At 73.1% G+C, this 17971-nt stretch carries 17 protein-coding genes; 13 read left to right on the top strand and 4 right to left on the bottom strand.

The features are described from left to right. Positions 1-7: 7 nt before the first annotated feature. From AACH11_RS20735 to AACH11_RS20725, 3 genes are read right to left on the bottom strand one after another with little or no spacing between them, the layout of a single operon-like run. Positions 8-1942 carry a branched-chain amino acid ABC transporter ATP-binding protein/permease gene (locus AACH11_RS20735; RefSeq protein ID WP_341376177.1) on the bottom strand — a complete coding sequence of 645 codons (1935 nt, stop codon included), beginning with the start codon at positions 1940-1942 and terminating at the stop codon, positions 8-10. Then, positions 1942-3000: a branched-chain amino acid ABC transporter permease gene (locus tag AACH11_RS20730; protein WP_341376176.1), complete on the bottom strand. Its 1059-nt coding sequence runs from the start codon at positions 2998-3000 to the stop codon at positions 1942-1944. Before AACH11_RS20730 ends, AACH11_RS20735 begins: the two co-directional genes overlap by 1 nt. 7 nt (positions 3001-3007) lie before the next feature. Then, the gene (locus AACH11_RS20725) at positions 3008-4186 is read right to left on the bottom strand and encodes an ABC transporter substrate-binding protein (protein ID WP_341376175.1); all 1179 of its coding nucleotides are present in this window, start codon (positions 4184-4186) and stop codon (positions 3008-3010) included. A 379-nt stretch (positions 4187-4565) separates the two neighbouring features. On the opposite strand from AACH11_RS20725, the gene AACH11_RS20720 reads away from it, so the two are divergent. The 13 genes from AACH11_RS20720 to AACH11_RS20660 all read left to right on the top strand — a co-directional run bounded on the left by AACH11_RS20720 (position 4566) and on the right by AACH11_RS20660 (position 16391). Further along, positions 4566-5732, top strand: coding sequence for an amidase (locus tag AACH11_RS20720; protein ID WP_341376174.1), 1167 nt, complete (start codon positions 4566-4568; stop codon positions 5730-5732). Between the two features lie 244 nt (positions 5733-5976). Next, positions 5977-7224, top strand: coding sequence for an acyl-CoA dehydrogenase family protein (locus AACH11_RS20715; protein WP_423228788.1), 1248 nt, complete (start codon positions 5977-5979; stop codon positions 7222-7224). A gap of 31 nt (positions 7225-7255) precedes the next feature. After that, positions 7256-7642, top strand: a complete 387-nt coding sequence (locus tag AACH11_RS20710; protein ID WP_341376172.1) for an IacB protein — start codon at positions 7256-7258, stop codon at positions 7640-7642. Positions 7643-7672: 30 nt separating this feature from the next. Then, positions 7673-8323 carry a nuclear transport factor 2 family protein gene (locus AACH11_RS20705; RefSeq protein WP_341376171.1) on the top strand — a complete coding sequence of 217 codons (651 nt, stop codon included), beginning with the start codon at positions 7673-7675 and terminating at the stop codon, positions 8321-8323. 62 nt (positions 8324-8385) lie between these two features. Beyond that, positions 8386-9681 (top strand): aromatic ring-hydroxylating oxygenase subunit alpha, encoded by a 1296-nt coding sequence (locus AACH11_RS20700; RefSeq protein ID WP_341376170.1) that lies wholly within the window; start codon positions 8386-8388, stop codon positions 9679-9681. A 68-nt stretch (positions 9682-9749) separates the two neighbouring features. Beyond that, on the top strand, positions 9750-10226 hold the full coding sequence (locus AACH11_RS20695; RefSeq protein WP_341376169.1) for an aromatic-ring-hydroxylating dioxygenase subunit beta: 477 nt from the start codon (positions 9750-9752) through the stop codon (positions 10224-10226). Positions 10227-10240: 14 nt separating this feature from the next. Beyond that, positions 10241-11002, top strand: a complete 762-nt coding sequence (locus AACH11_RS20690) for an SDR family NAD(P)-dependent oxidoreductase (protein WP_341376168.1) — start codon at positions 10241-10243, stop codon at positions 11000-11002. A gap of 61 nt (positions 11003-11063) precedes the next feature. Next, positions 11064-12035, top strand: a complete 972-nt coding sequence (locus tag AACH11_RS20685) for a PDR/VanB family oxidoreductase (protein ID WP_341376167.1) — start codon at positions 11064-11066, stop codon at positions 12033-12035. Between the two features lie 22 nt (positions 12036-12057). Continuing rightward, on the top strand, positions 12058-12582 hold the full coding sequence (locus AACH11_RS20680; RefSeq protein WP_341376166.1) for a flavin reductase: 525 nt from the start codon (positions 12058-12060) through the stop codon (positions 12580-12582). A 47-nt stretch (positions 12583-12629) separates the two neighbouring features. Next, the gene (locus AACH11_RS20675; protein WP_341376165.1) at positions 12630-13622 is read left to right on the top strand and encodes a tripartite tricarboxylate transporter substrate-binding protein; all 993 of its coding nucleotides are present in this window, start codon (positions 12630-12632) and stop codon (positions 13620-13622) included. Further along, positions 13615-14700: a ketopantoate reductase family protein gene (locus AACH11_RS20670; RefSeq protein WP_341376164.1), complete on the top strand. Its 1086-nt coding sequence runs from the start codon at positions 13615-13617 to the stop codon at positions 14698-14700. The genes AACH11_RS20675 and AACH11_RS20670 overlap by 8 nt, the downstream gene beginning before the upstream one ends. Before the next feature lie 59 nt (positions 14701-14759). Beyond that, on the top strand, positions 14760-15530 hold the full coding sequence (locus AACH11_RS20665; protein ID WP_341376163.1) for a class II aldolase/adducin family protein: 771 nt from the start codon (positions 14760-14762) through the stop codon (positions 15528-15530). 225 nt (positions 15531-15755) lie between these two features. Beyond that, the gene (locus tag AACH11_RS20660; protein ID WP_341376162.1) at positions 15756-16391 is read left to right on the top strand and encodes a PEP-CTERM sorting domain-containing protein; all 636 of its coding nucleotides are present in this window, start codon (positions 15756-15758) and stop codon (positions 16389-16391) included. Between the two features lie 122 nt (positions 16392-16513). On the opposite strand, the gene AACH11_RS20655 is transcribed toward AACH11_RS20660, so the two are convergent. Continuing rightward, the gene (locus AACH11_RS20655; protein ID WP_341376161.1) at positions 16514-17716 is read right to left on the bottom strand and encodes an ammonium transporter; all 1203 of its coding nucleotides are present in this window, start codon (positions 17714-17716) and stop codon (positions 16514-16516) included. Between the last annotated feature and the right edge of the window lie 255 nt (positions 17717-17971).

Genomic DNA, 17971 nt, shown 5'->3' with positions numbered 1-17971 from the left:
CCGGGGTTCAGACATCGGCGCCGAGGTAGGCCTCGAGCACGCCGGGGTGGCGCTGGACCTCGGCCGGGCGGCCTTCGGTCAGCTTCTCGCCGAAGACGATGACGACGACCCGGTCGGCCAGCGTCATCAGGAAGTCCATGTCGTGCTCGACCAGCAGCACGGCCAGGCCCTCGTCGCGCAGCTGGCGCAGCAGCGCGGCCAGCGCCTGCTTCTCCTTCAGGCGCAGGCCGGCGGCGGGCTCGTCGAGCAGCAGCACGGCCGGGTCGGCGCACAGCGCGCGGGCGATCTCCAGCAGGCGCTGCTGGCCGAGGGCCAGGCTGCCGGCCGGCCGGTCGGCCAGATCGCCCAGGCCCACGCGCTGCAGCTGGCGCCGGGCCTCGGCCAGCAGACGGGCCTCCTCCGCGCGGTCCAGGCGCAGGGCGTGGCGCAGCAGGCCGGCACGGCCGCGCAGATGGGCGCCGAGGGCGACGTTGTCGAGCACGCTCATCGTCGGCAGCAGCTTGACGTGCTGGAAGGTGCGCGCCAGGCCGGCCGCGGCCACCCGCGCCGGGCCCCAGCCGCGGGTGGAGCGGCCGAGAAAGCGCACCTCGCCCGCGGTCGGCGTGTCCACGCCCGAGAGCTGGTTGAACAGCGTGCTCTTGCCCGCGCCGTTGGGGCCGATGACGGCCAGGATCTCGCCGGCCTGCAGCGTGAAGCTGATGTCCTTGTTGGCCACCAGACCGCCGAAGCGGCGCGTGATGCCCCTCACGTCGAGCACCTGCTCGCCGCGCGCCGGCAGCGCACGGCGGGGCAGCGCGGCCGGCGTGCGGCCGGCGGCCTCGGCCGCGCGGTCGGCCGGCACGCGGCCGGCGCCGCCCAGCACCGGCCAGCGGTGGGCCAGCCAGCCCCACAGGCCCTGCGGCGCCTTGTGCATCAGCAGCACCACCAGCGTGCCGAAGACGATGGCCTCGTAGTTGCCGGTCGAGCCCAGCAGCGCGGGCAGCCAGTCCTGCAGCAGGTCGCGCGCCAGCGTCACCAGCACGGCACCGGCCAGCGCACCCCAGAGGTGGCCCACCCCGCCGATCAGCACCATGAACAGCAGGTCGATGCCGGCGCCCAGGCTGAACGGCGCGGGGCTGACGAAGCGCTGCTCGAACGCGTAGAGCCAGCCGGCGATCGCCGCCAGCAGCGCGGCCAGCACGAAGGCCCTCATCTTGGTGGCCAGCACCGGCACGCCCATCGACGCGGCCATGGACTGGCCGCCGTTGAGCGCGCGCAGCGCACGGCCCGAGCGCGAGTCCAGCAGCTGGTGCACGGCCCACAGCGCCAGCGCCAGCACCACCAGGATCAGCCGGCCGGTGGCCGCCGGGCTGTCCAGCGTCCAGGGGCCGAGCTGCAGCGCCGGCAGGCCCGACAGCCCGCTGTGCGCGCCCAGCGCCTCCGAGGTGCCGAAGGCCGCGAACAGCGCCAGCCCCCAGCACAGCGTGCCCAATGGCAGGAAGTGGCCGCTGAGCTTGAGCGTCAGCGCCCCCAGCAGCAGCGCCACCACCAGCGTCAGGCCGAGGGCGACGAGCAGCGCCAGCCAGGGCGAGCCGGCCAGCGGCGCCAGCCAGGCCGGCCCGCCGGGCGCCCCCAGCGACAGCCAGGCCCCGGTGTAGGCGCCGAGGCCGACGAAGGCGGCCTGGCCGAAGCTGGTCATGCCGGCCACGCCGGTCAGCAGCACCAGGCCGAGCGCGGCCAGCGCATACACGCCGATGTGGTTGAGCAGCGTGATCTGGAAGGCCGGCAGCAGCGGCAACAGCGCGAGCAGCGCCGCACCGGCGGCCCAGGGCAGCCAGCGCAGCCGGCGCGCCAGGGCGTGCGGATCGGGCAGGTCCATGCGCGGCGGCTCGGCCGTGGCGACAGGCGGGACCGGGACCGGGACGGCGGCCGCAGCCACCGCGACGACGGGCGAGGCAGCCATCAGGCGTGCTCCTCATCGGCATGACCCGCGGCCAGCGACCGCCACAGCAGCACCGGCAGGATCAGGGTGAAGACGATGACCTCCTTGTAGGCACTGGCCCAGAAGGTCGAGAACGATTCGATCAGGCCCACGCCGAGCGCACCGGCGGCGCCCAGCGGAAAGCTCACCAGCCCGCCGACGACGGCGCCGACGAAGCCCTTGAGGCTGATCAGGAAGCCCGAGTCGTAGTACAGCGTGGTGACCGGCGCGATCAGCACGCCCGACAGCGCGCCGATGGCCGCCGCCAGCGCGAAGCTCAGGCGCCCGGCCCCCGTCGGCGAGATGCCCATCAACTGGGCGCCCAGGCGGCTGACGGCGGTGGCGCGCAGCGCCTTGCCCACCAGCGTGCGCTCGAACAGCAGCCACAGCCCGACGATCAGGGCCAGCGTGACGCCGACCACCCACAGCGTCTGCGCCTGCAGACGCACCACGCCCCATTCCAGCGCGGTGTCGGTGAAGGGCTGGGTGCGCGCGCCCTCGGCACCGAACATCAGCAGCGCCAGGCCCACCAGCACCACGTGCAGCGCGATCGAGACGATCAGCAGCACCAGCGCATGGGCCGAGGCGATCGGGCGGAAGCACAGGTCGTAGAGCCAGGGGCCGAGCGGCACCACCAGCGCCAGCACCAGCGCCACCTGCAGCACCTGGGGCAGGCGCTGCAGCGGCAGCGCCTGGCTGGCCACCAGCAGCGCCACCGCCCAGGCCGGCGCGGCCAGATCGCCCCAGCCCAGCGGCGCCACCGCGCCCGGCGCCGCCGCACGGCCGGCGCGCAGCACGGCGGCCACGCGCAAGGCCAGCCGCAGCACGGCCACGCCCAGCAGCAGCCAGGCCAGGCGCAGCGGCGTGCCGGCCTGCATCGCGGCCATGCCCAGCGCACCGAAGGTGACGAACTCGCCCTGCGGCACCAGCAGCACCCGGGTGACGGTGAACACCAGCACGATGGACAGCGCCAGCAGCGCGTAGACGGCGCCGCTGGTCAGCCCGTCCTGCCCGAGCAGGAGTGCGATCTGCGCATTCATCGCCGGCTCACTTCAGCAGCGCCCACTGGCCGTTCTTCACCGTGATCAGCTCACGGCCCCGGTCGTCGAAGCCGCTGTGGTCGGCCGGGCTCAGCGTGTAGACGCCCTGGGTGGCCGGCAGCTCCCTGATCTGCTCGATGGCGTCACGCAGCGCGCTGCGGAAGGCCGGCGTGCCGGGCTTGGCCGTCTTGAGCGCCTGCGGGATCGCCGCCTGCAGCATCAGCCCCGCGTCATAGACGTTGGCCCCGAAGGTGGCCGGCTTGCTGCCGTTGAGCTTCTCGTAGGCCGCCACGTACTGCGCGGCGATCTTCTTCGTCGGATGGCTGTCGGCCACCTGGTCGAGCACCAGCATCGCGCTGGCGGCCAGGATGGTGCCCTCGACCTTGCGGCCGCCGAGCTTGAGGAAGTCCGGCAGCGCCGCGCCATGCGTCTGGTAGAAGCGGCCACGGAAACCCTGGTCGACCAGCGTGGTCTGCGGCAGCACCGAGGAGCTGCCGGGCGCGGCGATCAGCACCGCGTCCGGTGCGGCCGACAGCACCTTCAGGCCCTGGGCCGTCAGCGAGGTGTCCTGGCGCGCGAAGCGCTCGGCGGCCACCACCTTCAGGCCGGCCTTCTCGGCCAGCGCGGTGAACACCTTCAGCCAGTTGTCGCCATAGGCATCGGCGGTGCCGATGAAGCCCACGGTGCGCACCTTGGCGCCGGCCATGTGCTGCACCAGCGCACGGGCGATCAGGTCGTCGTTCTGCGTGGTCTTGAAGACCCACTTCTTCTTCTCGTCCATCGGCAGCACGACGGCGGCCGTGCCCACCGGGGCGAACATCGGCACGCCGGCCTCGGCCACGAAGGGGATCACGCCCATCGCGTTGGGCGAGCCGCTGGGCCCGATGAGGGCGTCGACCTTCTCCTCGGTGATCAGCTTCTTGACGGCGGCCACCGAGGCCGTCGGGTCGCTGGCGTCGTCCAGCGCGATGTACTGCACCGTCTGGCCGGCGACCTGGGTCGGCAGCAGCGGCACGGTGTTCTTCTGCGGGATGCCCACCAACGCGATCGGGCCGGTGGACGAGGACACCACACCGATCTTGATCTGGGCCTGGGCGGCCAGCGCAGCGCAGGCCAGCAGGGCCACGGCGGATGCGCGGGCGACGGCGGACAGGGCACGCGGGGCGGACGGGAACGAACGGCTCATGGGCAGGACTCCTGGGGCACGGGCCGGCGCGGCGGCCGGCGGTGGATCGGCGTGGGAAGGGAAGCGGGCGGGGCTGGCCGTCACTCTGCAGATTGCATGCCACTTCACGTTTTCATTGCGTGAATCGTCATGTACACCGAGGACGCGGAACGCCTGTGCTGCCGCGAGGGCGTCGTCCGCTCGATCGCGGAATTTCCGCTTGATCTGGGCCAAGTCGGTGCATGCTGCGCCAGAAAGTGGCGCAATTACATCGGGGTTGCACCGGATTTGACCGGCCTCAGCGCTCGGACTTTTTAGTTGACTCTTCACGTTTTGATCGTCTATCGTTTGCGCCAACACAAGCCCCTTCCGGCACCCCGCCGCCGACCTGGATCATTGGATGAGCCACCCCACCGACACCGTCGTCCTGCCGCTGGACCTGGGCCCCGCCGACGGCCCGGCCGTGATGGTCAAGGACACGATCGACGTCGCCGGCACGCCCACCCGGGCCGGCAGCCCGGCGCTGGACGGCGCCGCTGCGGCGCCGCGTCATGCGGCGGTCGTGCAGCGGCTGCTGGACGCCGGCTGGCACCTGACGGGCAAGACCGCGCTGCACGAACTGGCCTACGGCACCACCGGCATCAACCACCACCTGGGCACGCCGCTGAACCCGCGCTGGCCGGACCGCGTGCCCGGCGGCTCGTCCAGCGGCTCGGCGGTGGCCGTGGCCCGCGGCCGGGTGCCGGTGGCCATCGGCACCGACACCGGCGGCTCCATCCGCACGCCGGCGGCCTGCTGCGGCGTGTTCGGCCTGAAGCCCGGCTTCGGCCGCGTCAGCCGGGCCGGCGTGATGCCGGCCGACAGCAGCCTGGACTGCGTCGGCCCGCTGGCCGTCGACATGGACGCTCTGGTGCGCGCGATGCAGGCGCTGGCCCCTGATTTCGGCAATTTGCCGACGCTGCCCGCCACGCTGCGCCTGGGCTGGCTCGACATCGATGCACCGGCCGCCGCCGAAGCCGCGCTGCGGCAGGTGGCCGACGCGGCCGGCGCCCTCGGCCACACCGTCGAACGCCTGCGTCTGCCGCTGTTCGAGGCCGCGTATGACGCCGGTCTGGTGGTGATCAACCACGAGAACTGGCCTGCGCTCTCTCCGCTGCTGGAAGGTGGGCGCATCGGCGCCGACGTGGCCGCGCGCCTGCGCCGCGCGGCCGCCACCACCGACACCGACCGCGAGCGGGCCGAAGCCGTGCGCACGGCCTTCCGCGCCCAGGTCGATGCCGCGCTGCGGACCTGCGACGTGCTGATGCTGCCCACGCTGGTGGTGCCGCCGCCGCGCGTGAGCGAAGCCGCCGACACCCAGGCCGCCGTGGCGATGACGCGCAGCGTGCGGCCCTTCAACCTGAGCGGCCATCCGGCCCTGACGCTGCCGCTGGACGATGCCGACGGCCTGCCGGTCGGCCTGCAACTGGTCGGCCGCCTCGGCGATGACGAGACGCTGTGCGCGATCGGCCGCCGCCTGGCGGCCGAGCTGGGCTTGCGCACACGGCCGTGCCCGGCCACCGGCTGAGCCAGGGCAGCCCGTCACGGTCCGGCCCGGTACGGCCCGGCGCCGTCACGACCCGCCCGATCCACCGGGCCCAACCGCCCCCCACGTTCATCCCGCCCCACCTCCGCCCGCAGCGCGCCACCCGCCCTCGCCGCGCCCCCGACACCCCGCCCCGGACCTGCCCATGAGCGCCCTGCCCGACACCCTGGCCGATCCCCTGGCCGAACGGCCCGCCCCCGAGCGCCGACCCGCGACCGAGCCGCCCATGTCGGCCGTCAGCACACAGGCTCTGGCCGCCACGGCCACAACCACAGCCACGGCCGTCCCCCCCCAGGCCCCGGCATCCCGCACCACCATCGCCGATCTCGACGGCGCCGACTGGCAGGCCCTGCTGGCCGACATCCGCGCCCGCCGCCAGGAGTTCACCGCCGCCCACCAGATCGCGCCCGACGTGATCGCCGCCTTCAAGCGCCTGGGCGTCTACCGCGCGCTGGTGCCGGCCGCGCTCGGCGGTGACGGCCTGGGCCCGCGCGCCTTCTGCGAGATGGTCGAGCGCGTCGCGCAGGCCGATGGCTCGGCCGGCTGGGTCGCCAGCTTCGGCATGGGCGTGACCTATCTGGCCGCGCTGCCGCCGGCCACGCTGGCCCGGCTGTATGCCGACGGCCCGGACCTGGTGTTCGCCGGCGGCATCTTCCCGCCGCAGCGCGCACCGCGCGTGGACGGTGGCTTCGAGGTCAGCGGGCGCTGGGAATGGTCCAGCGGCTGCCTGGGCGCCGATGTGCTGGGCGTGGGCATCGCACCGGTCGATCCACCGGCCTCGGCCGAAGGGCCGGCCGCCCGGCCCTCGCTGCCGCGCATGGCCGTGCTGCCGCGCGCCCAGGTGCACATCGAACGCGCCTGGGACGTCACCGGCCTGGTGGGCACCGGCAGCCACGACCTGGTGGTCGAGCGCCAGTTCGTCGCCGAGGACCACACCTTCGTGCGCGGCAGCCGCGCCCAGCGCGACGAGGCCACCTTCCGCTACCCGACGCTGAGCTTCGCCACCCAGGTGCTGTCGGTGGTCGGCCTGGGCATCGCCCGCGGCGCGATCGAGGAGCTCAAGCGCCTGGCGCTGGACCGGCCGTCCGTCACCGGCGCGCCGCGCCTGGCCGACCGGCCGCTGGTGCAGATCGAGCTGGCCCGCGCCGAGGCCCAGCTGCGCGCCGCCCGTGCCTTCTTCTATGACGCGATCGACGCGGCCTGGGCCACGCTGCAGACCGGTGCCGAGCAGATCAGCGCCGAGCAGACGCGGCTGCTGCGCCTGTCCTCGACCCATGCCGCACGCACCGGCGCCGAGGTGGCGCGCGCGATCCAGCTGCAGACCGGCATGAGCGGCGTCTACCACGCCAGCCCGATCTCGCAGCAGGTGCGCGATGCCCAGGTGCTGACCCAGCACGCCTTCATGGGCGACATCACCTACCAGAACGCCGGCGCGATGGCCTTCGGCCTGCCGCCTCTGCCTGGCTTCCTCTGATCCCGCCTGACCCCGCATCCCAGGAGCATCCATGCCCATCCGCACCCTGTTCTGCATCGGCATCAACCAGAACTTCTTCGACGCCACGCCGGAGGAGGCCAAGGACGTGTGGCTGGCCTTCGGCCGCATGATGAACGGCATCGCCGCCCTGCCCGGCGTGACGGTGCTGGGCAACATCGACGACGACCAGAGCATGGTCGGCCCCAGCACCGGCTGGCCGTGGACCTGCTACGTGCTGGCCGACGTGCCCGACCAGGCCACCGTGCACGCGGCCTGCAACCTGTTCCGCACCACGGTCGTCGGCGCCGGCCCGTTCAAGCTGTGGAAGTACGCGCGCATCGAGGCCCGCATGGGCCGCGAGCTGGTGGTGCCGCCGGATCTGCTGGCCACGGCGCCCGCACCGGCCGCGGCGGCCTGAGACCGGCACAGCACCGCAGGAGGCCACGCCATGTCCACGTCGATGCACATGTCGATGCACACGCCGGGGTCCGCGGCGCTGTCCGGGTCCGCGCTGCAGCAGCGCCTCGACGCGCTCGACGCGCGGCTGCAGGCGGCCGAGCAGCGCCTGCGCGCCGTCGACGACGCCGAGGCCATCCGCGCCTGCGTGCTGCGCTACATGGCGCTGTGCGACCGGCTCGACGCCGACACGCCGATGGACGCGCTCGGCGACTGCTTCACCGACGACGCGGTGTGGGCCGGCAAGGGCGCGCGCTACGGCGAGCGCTTCGGCGGCCACCAGGGCCGCGCCGCCATCGTCGCCATGCTCGGCCGCTACCGCGGCAGCCTGCCCGGCGAGCTGCGCCCGGCCGACGAAGCCCCGCGGGCCCCTCATTTCGCCTTCAACGCCCACTTTCTCTGCAACGAGCGCATCACGCCCGATGCGGCCGATGCCGACGCCGCCGACGCGCACTGGCAGATGGTGCAGACCTCGACCTTCAGCGCCGGTGGCGCCCACCTGAACGCCGCCGAGCTGACGCTGCGCCTGCGGCGCGGCGCCGACGGCCGCTGGCGCATCGCCCGCTTCGAGACCGAGAACCTGCTGAGCCGCCCGGTCAGCACCTGGCATGCCGCCGCACCGCTGCCGGTGCCTGACCGCTGAACACAGGCCCCTCACGGCCCGATCACGACCGCATCCCCACCCCGACAGCCTCCCGCCCCGCCATGAACGCCCCCACCGCCCCGATCCATCTGCACCGCCCGGCCGACGACGCCGCCCGCTACGGCGAGCTGGTGCGCGCCGACCGCGTCCACACCTCGCTCTACACCGACCCGGCCATCTTCGATGCCGAGATGGACAAGATCTTCCGCAACTGCTGGGTCTGGGTCGCCCACGAGAGCGAGCTGCCCGAGCCCGGCAGCTTCAAGACCCACTGGGTGGGCATGGAGCCGGTGATCGTCACGCGCGACCGCAAGCGCCAGATCCACGTGCTGCTCAACCGCTGCCGCCACCGCGCGGCCACCGTCTGCGAGCACAAGAAGGGCAAGACCGCCAGCTTCGTCTGCCCGTACCACGGCTGGGCCTACGCGCTCGACGGCCAGCTGCGCTCGGTGCCGCATCCGGAAAGTTATGGCGACTGCCTGGACAAGGGCGAGTTCCCGCTGCTGAGCCTGCGGGTGGAGACCTACAACGGCATGGTCTTCGCCACCTTCCGCGACGACCTGGAGCCGCTGGTCGACTGGCTGGGCCCGGCGAAGAAGTGGATCGACCTGTTCATGAAGCAGGCCGGCGGCTACCCGGTCAAGGTGGCCGGCGAGCACCGCTTCCGCTTCCCCGGCAACTGGAAGATCCAGCTGGAGAACACCACCGACGCCTACCACTTCCCACTGGTCCACAAGAGCTTCCTGAGCTCGATCGACGAGCAGACCAAGGAGGTCTTCGACTTCGTCAAGGGCCCCGGCTACGTGGAGGACCTGGGCCACGGCCACAGCGTGATGGTGATGATCCCGCAGCTGGTCGATCTCGACGAGAACCTGGACGCGCCGATCCCCGAACGCTTCGCCGAGCTGGCCCAGGCCCTGCGCGACGAGGGCCACGAGGAGACGCAGGTGCGGCGTCTGGTGCGCGCCGTCGGCGGCACCGGCTTCAACCTCAACCTGTTCCCCAACGTGGCCTGCTCGATGGCCTTCTTCCGTGTGCTGCAGCCGGTGTCGGTCACCGAGACCGAGATCCACCACGCGGCCATCGTGATGGACGGCGGCCCGGCCGTGGCCAACCAGGCCCGGCTGCGCCTGCACGAGCACTTCCAGGGCCCGATGGGCTTCGGCACGCCCGATGACTCCGAGGCCTGGGAGCGCGTGCAGCAAGGCGCCAAGGCCGGGCGTGATCTGTGGATCCTGGTCAACCGCGGCCTGCCCGGCGAGCGTCTGACCGAGGACGGCCGCGCCAGCGACGTCAGCGCCGAGACCGGCATGCGCGCGGCCTACCAGCAGTGGAAGGCGCTGATGACGGCGACCTGAGCGGCCACGGCCCTCCCCGTCACCGTCCCCCGTCACCGCCCCGTGCACCGCCTCCGAGACCCCTCACCATGAACCTGCAACAGCTCTCCAGCGTCACCGCCTTCCTCTGGGCCGAGGCCGACATGCTCGACCACGGCGAGTACGCCGCCTGGCTGGACCTGTGGTCGCCCGGCGGCACCTACATCGTGCCGATCGACCCCGACACCACCGACTTCGCCAACACGCTGAACTACGCGCACGACGACGCGGCGATGCGCCTGGCCCGCGTCACGCGGCTGACCAGCGGCGAATCCGTCTCCACCCAGCCGATGGCGCGCACCGTGCGCAGCGTCTCGCGTCTGCGCATCGTGGCCGACGACGGCAGCACGCTGACCGTGCGCGGCGCGCAGGACCTGCGCGAGTTCCGCAAGACCGGCTTCCACCACTACACGGCCGACGTCAGCTGGACGCTGGTGCCCAACGGCCAGAGCTGGCGCATCGAGCGCAAGGTGCTGCGCCTGCTGAACTCGACCGACGCCCTGGCCGGCATCGGCTTCATCCTCTGAGCCCGGAGGCCCGCATGAGCACCGCCCCGATCGCCGTCATCACCGGCGCGGCCGCCGGCCTGGGCCGCGTCATCGCCACCGAGCTGCTGGCGCAAGGCTGGCGCGTGGCGCTGACCGACCGCAGCCCGGCCCTGGCCGCCGAGGCCGTGGCCGCGCTGTGCGCCGAGACGCCGGCACACGCCGACCGCCTGCTGCCGCTGGCCCTCGACGTGCTGCACAAGGCCGATTTCGAAGCGGCGCTGGCCGCCGTGCAGGCGGCCTGGGGCGCGGTGCCACAGGCGCTGGTCAACAACGCCGCACTGACCCTGCCGACGAAAGTGATGGACATCGCCCCGGAGGAGTTCAGCCGCGTGCTGGATGTCAATCTGCGCGGCTGCCTGCTGGGCTGCCAGGTGTTCGGTGCGGCGATGGCCGCGGCCGGATCGGGCCGCATCGTCAACCTCGCCTCGCTGGCCGGCCAGAACGGCGGCACCGCCTCCGGCGCGCACTACGCCTCGTCCAAGGCCGGCATCCTGGCGCTGACCAAGATCTTTGCCCGCGAGCTGGGCCCGCGCGGCGTCACCGTCAACGCGGTGGCCCCGGGCCCGATGGACCTGCCCTCGGTGCACGCGATGGTGCCGGCCGAGCGCCTGGCGCAGATCGTCCAGACCATCCCGGTGCAGCGGCTCGGCGATCCGCGCTTCGTCGCCCGGATGGTGGCGCTGCTGCTGGATGCCGGGGCCGGCTTCGTCACCGGCGCGGCCTGGGACGTCAACGGCGGGCTCTACATGCGCTGAGCGCGGCCGGCCACGGCAGCGCCACACCCTACCCAACCTCATGATTCAGGAGCACCCGCCGATGACCTCCCCCCTGCTCGACGTCGTCGTCCGCCAGCGCCAGATCCAGGGTGCGGCCGTGGCCGTGCTCGAACTCGAACGCGCCGACGGCGCCCCGCTGCCGGCCTGGAGCGCCGGCGCCCACATCGACCTGCACCTGGGCCCGGACCTGGTGCGCGCCTACTCGCTGTGCGGTGATCCGACGCGCACGGGCGCCTACCGCCTGGGCGTGCTGAAGGATGCCGCCAGCCGCGGCGGCTCGCAGGCCGTGCACGCGCGGCTGCTGCCGGGCACCGCGCTGCGCATCAGCGCGCCGCGCAACCACTTCCCGCTGGCCGAGGAGGCCACGCACCATGTGCTGATCGGCGGCGGCATCGGCATCACGCCGATGATCGCGATGGCCTGGGCGCTGCACGCGGCCGGCCGACCCTTCGCACTGCACTACGCGGTGCGCGGCACGGCCCAGGCCGCCTTCCTGGCCGAGCTGGCCACCGCGCCCTGGGCCGACCGGGTGCGCGTGCATGCCGACGACGGCCCCGCGGCGCAGAAGCTCGATGCGCTGGCCGTGCTGCGCGCCGCGCCGGCCGGCCGCCACGTCTATGTCTGCGGCCCGGCCGGCTTCATGGACGCGGTGCTGGCGCAGGCGCGCGAGGCCGGTCTGGCCCCGGCCGAGCTGCACCGCGAGTACTTCCAGGCCCCGGCCCAGCCGGTGCCGGCCGGCGGCGACCGCGCCTTCGAGCTGGTCGCCCGGCGCAGCGGCAAGACGGTGACCGTGGCCGCCGACGAGACGCCGCTGGCCGCGCTCGCGCGCATCGGCATCCGCGTGCCGGTCTCCTGCCAGGAGGGCGTGTGCGGCACCTGCGCCTGCGAGGTCATCGACGGCACGCCCGAGCACCGCGACGCCTTCCTCACCGACGAGGAGCGCGCGGCCAACGACCAGATCCTGGTCTGCTGCTCGCGCAGCGCCGGCCCGCGCCTGGTGCTCGACCTCTGAGCACACCCCACCGGAGTCCCCGATGAGCCCCACCCTCGACACCGCCGCACCCACGGCCGCGGTCCCGGTCGACACCTTCCGCCAGGGCCTCGCGCTGCTGGCCGGCGCCGTCAACGTGATCACCACCGACGGCCCGGCCGGCCTGGCCGGCTTCACCGCCACGGCGGTGACCAGCGTCAGCGACAGCCCGCCCACGGTGCTGGTCTGCATGAACCGCGCGAGCTGGGCCCATGGCCACTTCCAGCGCAACGGCGTGCTGTGCGTCAACGTGCTGGCCGCCGCGCAGCAGGAGGTCTCCGCGCTGTACGCCGACCGCACGGTGTCGATGGACGCGCGCTTCGCCCGCACGCCCTGGCAGCCGCTGGCCGGCGGCGCCCCGGGCCTGGACGGCGCGCTGGCCCAGCTGGCCGGCCGCATCACCGCCAGCCACGAGGTGGGCAGCCACAGCATCTTCATCGTCACGCTCGACGAGGTGCGCCACCCCGGCGCCACCGCCGACGCCAGCGCGCTGACCTGGTTCAACCGCCGCTACCACGCGGTGGGCTGAGCGCGCCTGCGCCCGCCCGCATCCCACCCCCGTCCGGAGTCCCCGCCATGTCCATCCTGACCCGACGACAGCTGCTGGCCGGCGCTGGCGCGCTGGCCGCCACCGGCCTGTGCGCACCAGCGACGGCCCAGACCGCCCGCCCCGGCACGCTGCGCCTGCTGGTCGGCTTTCCGCCCGGCGGCACCGCCGACGTGCTGGCCCGGGCGCTGCAGCCCGCCCTGCAGACGCGCCGCGGCGAGCCCGTCATCGTCGAGAACAAGCCCGGCGCCGGCGGCCGTCTGGGCGTGGTCGAGCTGAAGAACGCGGCGGCCGACGGCCACACCGTGATGGTCTCGGCCGACCCGATCCTGACGATCTATCCGCACGTCTTCCCGCGCCTGGCCTATGACACGGCCGCCGACATCCTGCCGCTGGTGCCGCTGGCCAGCGAGCCGGTGGGCCTGTGCGTCGGGCCGATGGTGCCGGCCGGCGTGCGCACGCTGGCCGACTTCCTGGCCTGGTGCAAGGCCAACCCGAAGCAGGCCGCCTACACCACGGCGGCGGCCGGCACCACGATGCATTTCGTCGGCGCGCAGCTGGCCCATGCCTCCGGCACCGATCTGCTGCACGTGCCGCACCGCGGCGGCGCGGCGGCGGTGCAGGACGTGGTCGGCGGCCAGATCGCCTCGACCATGACCTCGATGAGCCTGGCCCTGCCGCACCTGGCCAGCGGCCGCCTGCGCTGTCTGGGCGTCAGCACGCCGGGCCGCTACGCGCGGCTGCCGGATGTGCCGTCCTTCGCCGAGGCCGGCCACAAGGACGTCGTCGCCCAGGTCTATTACGCGACCTGGCTGAAGGCCGGCACGCCGCCGGCCACCGTCGCCGCGCTGGCCGAGCAGGTGCAGGCCGTGGCCGCCATGCCCGACGTCGCGGCCCTGCTCGACAAGCTGGGCCTGGACCGCATGAGCCAGCCGCAGCCGGCCTTCGCCCAGCGCGTATCCGCCGATCTCAAGCGTTGGGGACCGATCGTCAAGGCCACCGGGTACAGCGCCGATGACTGAATCCACCTGTGCCCTGCCCACGGTGCTGGTGGCCGGTGCCGGCGCCATCGGCGGCACGCTGGCCGCGCGGCTGGCCGCCGCCGGCGCGCGGGTCGATCTGCTGGCCCGTGGCCGCACGCTGGCCGCGCTGCGCGCCGACGGCCTGCGGCTGGACGATCTGGATGGCCACTGGCAGGTGCCGGCCGCGGCGATGGACGGCACAGCGGCCCACCCCGCCCTCGCCGACACCGCCCCGCTGCGCGTGATCGCCAGCGCCGCCGAGGCCCGGGCGCCCGATCTGCTGCTGCTGGCCAGCAAGTCGCAGGATCTGGCCGGTCTGGTGGCCGCGGCCGCGCCCGCCATCGCGCCGCACACCCTGGTGCTGCCGTTGGTCAACGGCGTGCCCTTCTGGTACTTCCACGGCCACGGCGGGCGCTTCGACGGCCAGCCGGTGCGCGCGGTCGATCCCGAGGGCGCGCTGCTGCGCACACTGCCGATGGACCGCGTGCTGGGCGCCGTCGTCTTCGTCACCGCCGAGTCCGACGGCCCCGGCCGCCTGCGCAGCCAGACACCACATCTGCTGATGCTGGGCGAGCCCGACACCACCGCCCATCCGCCGGCCGACGGGCCCAGCGCACGGCTGCAGCGCGTCTGCGGCTGGCTGCAGGGCGCCGGCATCGGCTGCCGCGCCCTGCCCCGGCTGCGCGACAAGCTCTGGACCAAGCTGATCGCCAACCTCACCAGCAACCCGCTGTCGGTGCTCACCGGCGCCACGCTGCGCCGCATCTACAGCGAGCCGGCGCTGCTCGACACCGTGCATGCCGTCATGCACGAGGTGATGCTGACGGCCGCGGCCTACGGCGCGCGGCTGGAGATCGACCCCATCGAGTTCGTCCGCCTGGGCGCCGGCATGGGCGAGTTCCGCACCTCGATGCTGCAGGACGTCGAGCGCGGCCGGCCGCTGGAGCTGGCGGCCATCGGCGACGCCGTCGTCGAGCTGGCCGAGCGCTACGGCCTGCCGGTGCCGGCCACCCGCCGCCTGCTGCTGCAGACCCGCTGGCATGCCGAGCAGCGCGCCGCGGCCTGCCCGGCGACCTGACCCCGCGGCCGGCCCGCACCGTCGCCCCCCCGATCCACCTCCGCCCGCCCCCCCGCACCATGGACCTCGCCACCCCCACCACCGCCCGGCCGCCGCACATCGCGCAAGACGAATGGGCGCTGCGCCAGCAACTGGCCGACTGCTACCACCTGGTCGATTTCTTCGGCTGGACCGAGACCATCTTCAACCACATCTCGGCCCGCCTGCCCGGCACCGACCACTACCTGGTCAACCCCTTCGGCCTGAACTACGACGAGGTGACGCCGGAGAACCTGATCAAGGTCGACGTCGACGGCCGCAAGGTCGAGCCCTCGCCCTGGGACGGCAACCCGGCCGGCTTCGCGCTGCACGGCGCCATCCACGCCGCACGCGAGGACATCCACTGCGTGATCCACACCCACACCACCGCGGTGTCGGCGATCGCGCTCAAGCGCGCCGGCTTCGGCCACGACGACTTCTACGGCGCCCAGCTGACCGGCCGCGTGGCCTACCACGCCTTCGAGGGCATCACGCTGTTCGCCGACGAGAAGCCGCGCATGCTGGCCAGCCTGGGGCAGGACAAGCACGTGCTGGTGCTGCGCAACCACGGCATCGCCGTCGGCGAGATCGACATCCCGCGCACCTTCTTCCTGCTGTGGACGGTGCAGCGCGCGGCCGAGATCCAGCTCGCCGCCGGTGCGATCCCGGGCGACAACGTGGCCCTGCCGCACGCCATCAGCCAGCGCTGCGCCGACCTGACCCAACAGCTGATCCGAGGCGACGACTTCGCGGACAAGTTCTTCGCCGCGATGGTGCGGCAGATGCGCAGCCGGCGGGGCGCCCCACGCTGAGCGCGGCCAGCGCGCGGCCCGCCGCGAACGGTCGACGGCAGACGGCAGACGGCAGACGGCAGACGGCAGACGGCAGACGGCCGAGTGCACGCTCACTTTGCGCCTTGTCCATCGGCCGGACCCCACCGGGATGGCCGCTCCCCGCGTCCAGGGGGGAGCGGCCATCCGGCCGGCTCACCTAGCATCCCTCGCACACGCACTCCAGACACGAGGGAGACATCTTCGATGCGACACCTGCTGAACCTGCCGGCACTCACGCTGCTGGCCGCCACCACCCTGAGCCCCGCCGCCCATGCGGTGGTCGCCCTGCCGAGCTGTACCACGATGGCATCGAGCTCCGGCGTGAGCATCGAGGAATGCGCCTCCTTCGGCAACGTGATCTACACGGTCTCCAACGGCTCGGCACAGGAGCTGACCGCGGTCGCCATCAGCACCACGGCCGGCGCCGACAGCTGGGCCTGGTCGGAGACCTTCGGCTGGCACGCGGCCTGGGTCAGCGAGGCGACCTGGAACAGCACCGCCAGCCTGTCGGGCGCCGGCAGCTTCGCCACGCTGTTCGGCACCGATGAGCACGCGGCCTTCGTCTACTGGACGGGCGAGCTCGGCATCGATGGTCTGCCCAGCGGCGCGGTCGGCGGCTCCGGCATGGGTCTGGCGCCGGAAGCGACCGGCTGGTTCGGCTTCCAGTACGGCATGCCCGCCTCGGAGTTCGTCGCCTTTTCCGGCACGTCCTCGAACGGCCTGGCCGGTCTGAACGTGGCCGGCGCCAGCCTGGCCAGCGCCGTGCCCGAGCCCGCGACCAACGCGCTGCTGCTGGGTGGCCTGGTGGTCATCGGCGCCGCGCTGCGCCGCCGCCGCTGAGCGGGTCGAAGCGGCCTGAGCCGCGGACCGCACGGTGCACCGAGGCACCGGCGGTCGCCACCACCGGGCCCGCACGGGCCCGGTGGCGTTTCAAGCCGGCGCACCGTGCGCCGGCCCCGGGATCACCAGTGCGATTCGCGGTCCGGCGTCGCCGAGATGCGGTGGATCGACAGGTCGGCGCCGTCGAACTCCTCTTCCTGGCTCAGGCGCAGGCCGGTCACGGCCTTGATCGTGCCGTAGACCGCCAGCCCGCCGCCGAAGGCCCAGGCCACGCCGGCCACGGTGCCGATCACCTGCGCCGGCAGGCTGACGCCGCCCAGGCCGCCGAGCATCGGCTGGCCGAAGATGCCGCAGGCGATGCCGCCCCAGGCACCGCACAGGCCGTGCAACGGCCACACGCCGAGCACGTCGTCGATCTTCCAGCGGTTCTGCGTCCAGGTGAAGAACAGCACGAAGATCGCGCCGGCCACGCCGCCGACCACCAGCGCGCCGGCCGGATGCATCAGGTCCGAGCCCGCGCACACCGCCACCAGCCCGGCCAGCGGGCCGTTGTAGGCGAAGCCCGGGTCGTTGCGGCCCATCCAGACGGCCACCAGCGTGCCGCCGACCATCGCCATCAGCGAGTTGACGGCGACCAGGCCCGAGACCTTGTCCAGCGTCTGCGCGCTCATCACGTTGAAGCCGAACCAGCCCACGGCCAGGATCCAGGCGCCCAGCGCCAGGAAGGGAATGCTGCTGGGCGGATGGGCGCTGACGCCGCCGTCCTTGCGGTAGCGGTTGGCCCGCGCGCCCAGCAGCAGCACCGCGGCCAGACCGATCCAGCCACCGACCGCATGCACGACCACCGAGCCGGCGAAGTCGTGGAACTCGGCGCCGGTGCTCGCCTTCAGCCAGGCCTGGACGCCGAAGCGCTGGTTCCAGGCCACGCCCTCGGACAGCGGATAGACCAGGCCGACGATGACGGCGGTGGCCATCAGCTGCGGGCCGAAGCGCGCACGCTCGGCGATGCCGCCGGAGACGATGGCCGGGATCGCCGCCGCGAAGGTCAGCAGGAAGAAGAACTTGACCAGCTCGTAGCCGTTCTTCTGCGCCAGCACGTCGGCGCCGACCATGAAGCCGGTGCCGTAGGCCACCGCATAGCCGACGAAGAAGTAGACGACGGTCGAGATCGCGAAATCGACCAGGATCTTGACCAGGGCGTTGACCTGGTTCTTCTGCCGCACCGTGCCCAGCTCCAGGAAGGCGAAGCCGGCGTGCATGGCGAGCACCATGATGGCGCCCAACAGGATGAACAGGACATGGCTGCCCTGCTGGATCGGATCCATGAGAAGACTCCTCGGGGGGTTCTTGATCTGCGCCAGACCGGTGCGCCACGCACCGACCCGGCCTGTTCGTGCACCAATCAAGCAAGATGGATGCCCAATATGGTGCGAATCGGATGCGCCGAGCCCACCTTGAGGGCGGCGCCGGTGACGCCCCCGTGACCGCCCGCCGTCGCACGATCACGGTGCGTTCGATTGCACCATGTCGGTGCAGTCACATGCACGAAGGCCGTGCGGTGCGGCCGCAGCGGCAGAACG

The sequence above is a fragment of the Pseudaquabacterium rugosum genome, assembly GCF_038066575.1.
Taxonomy (GTDB): domain Bacteria; phylum Pseudomonadota; class Gammaproteobacteria; order Burkholderiales; family Burkholderiaceae_C; genus Pseudaquabacterium; species Pseudaquabacterium rugosum.
Note: the sequence above shows the minus strand (reverse complement) of the source record. Positions and strands in the feature narration are given on the sequence as shown.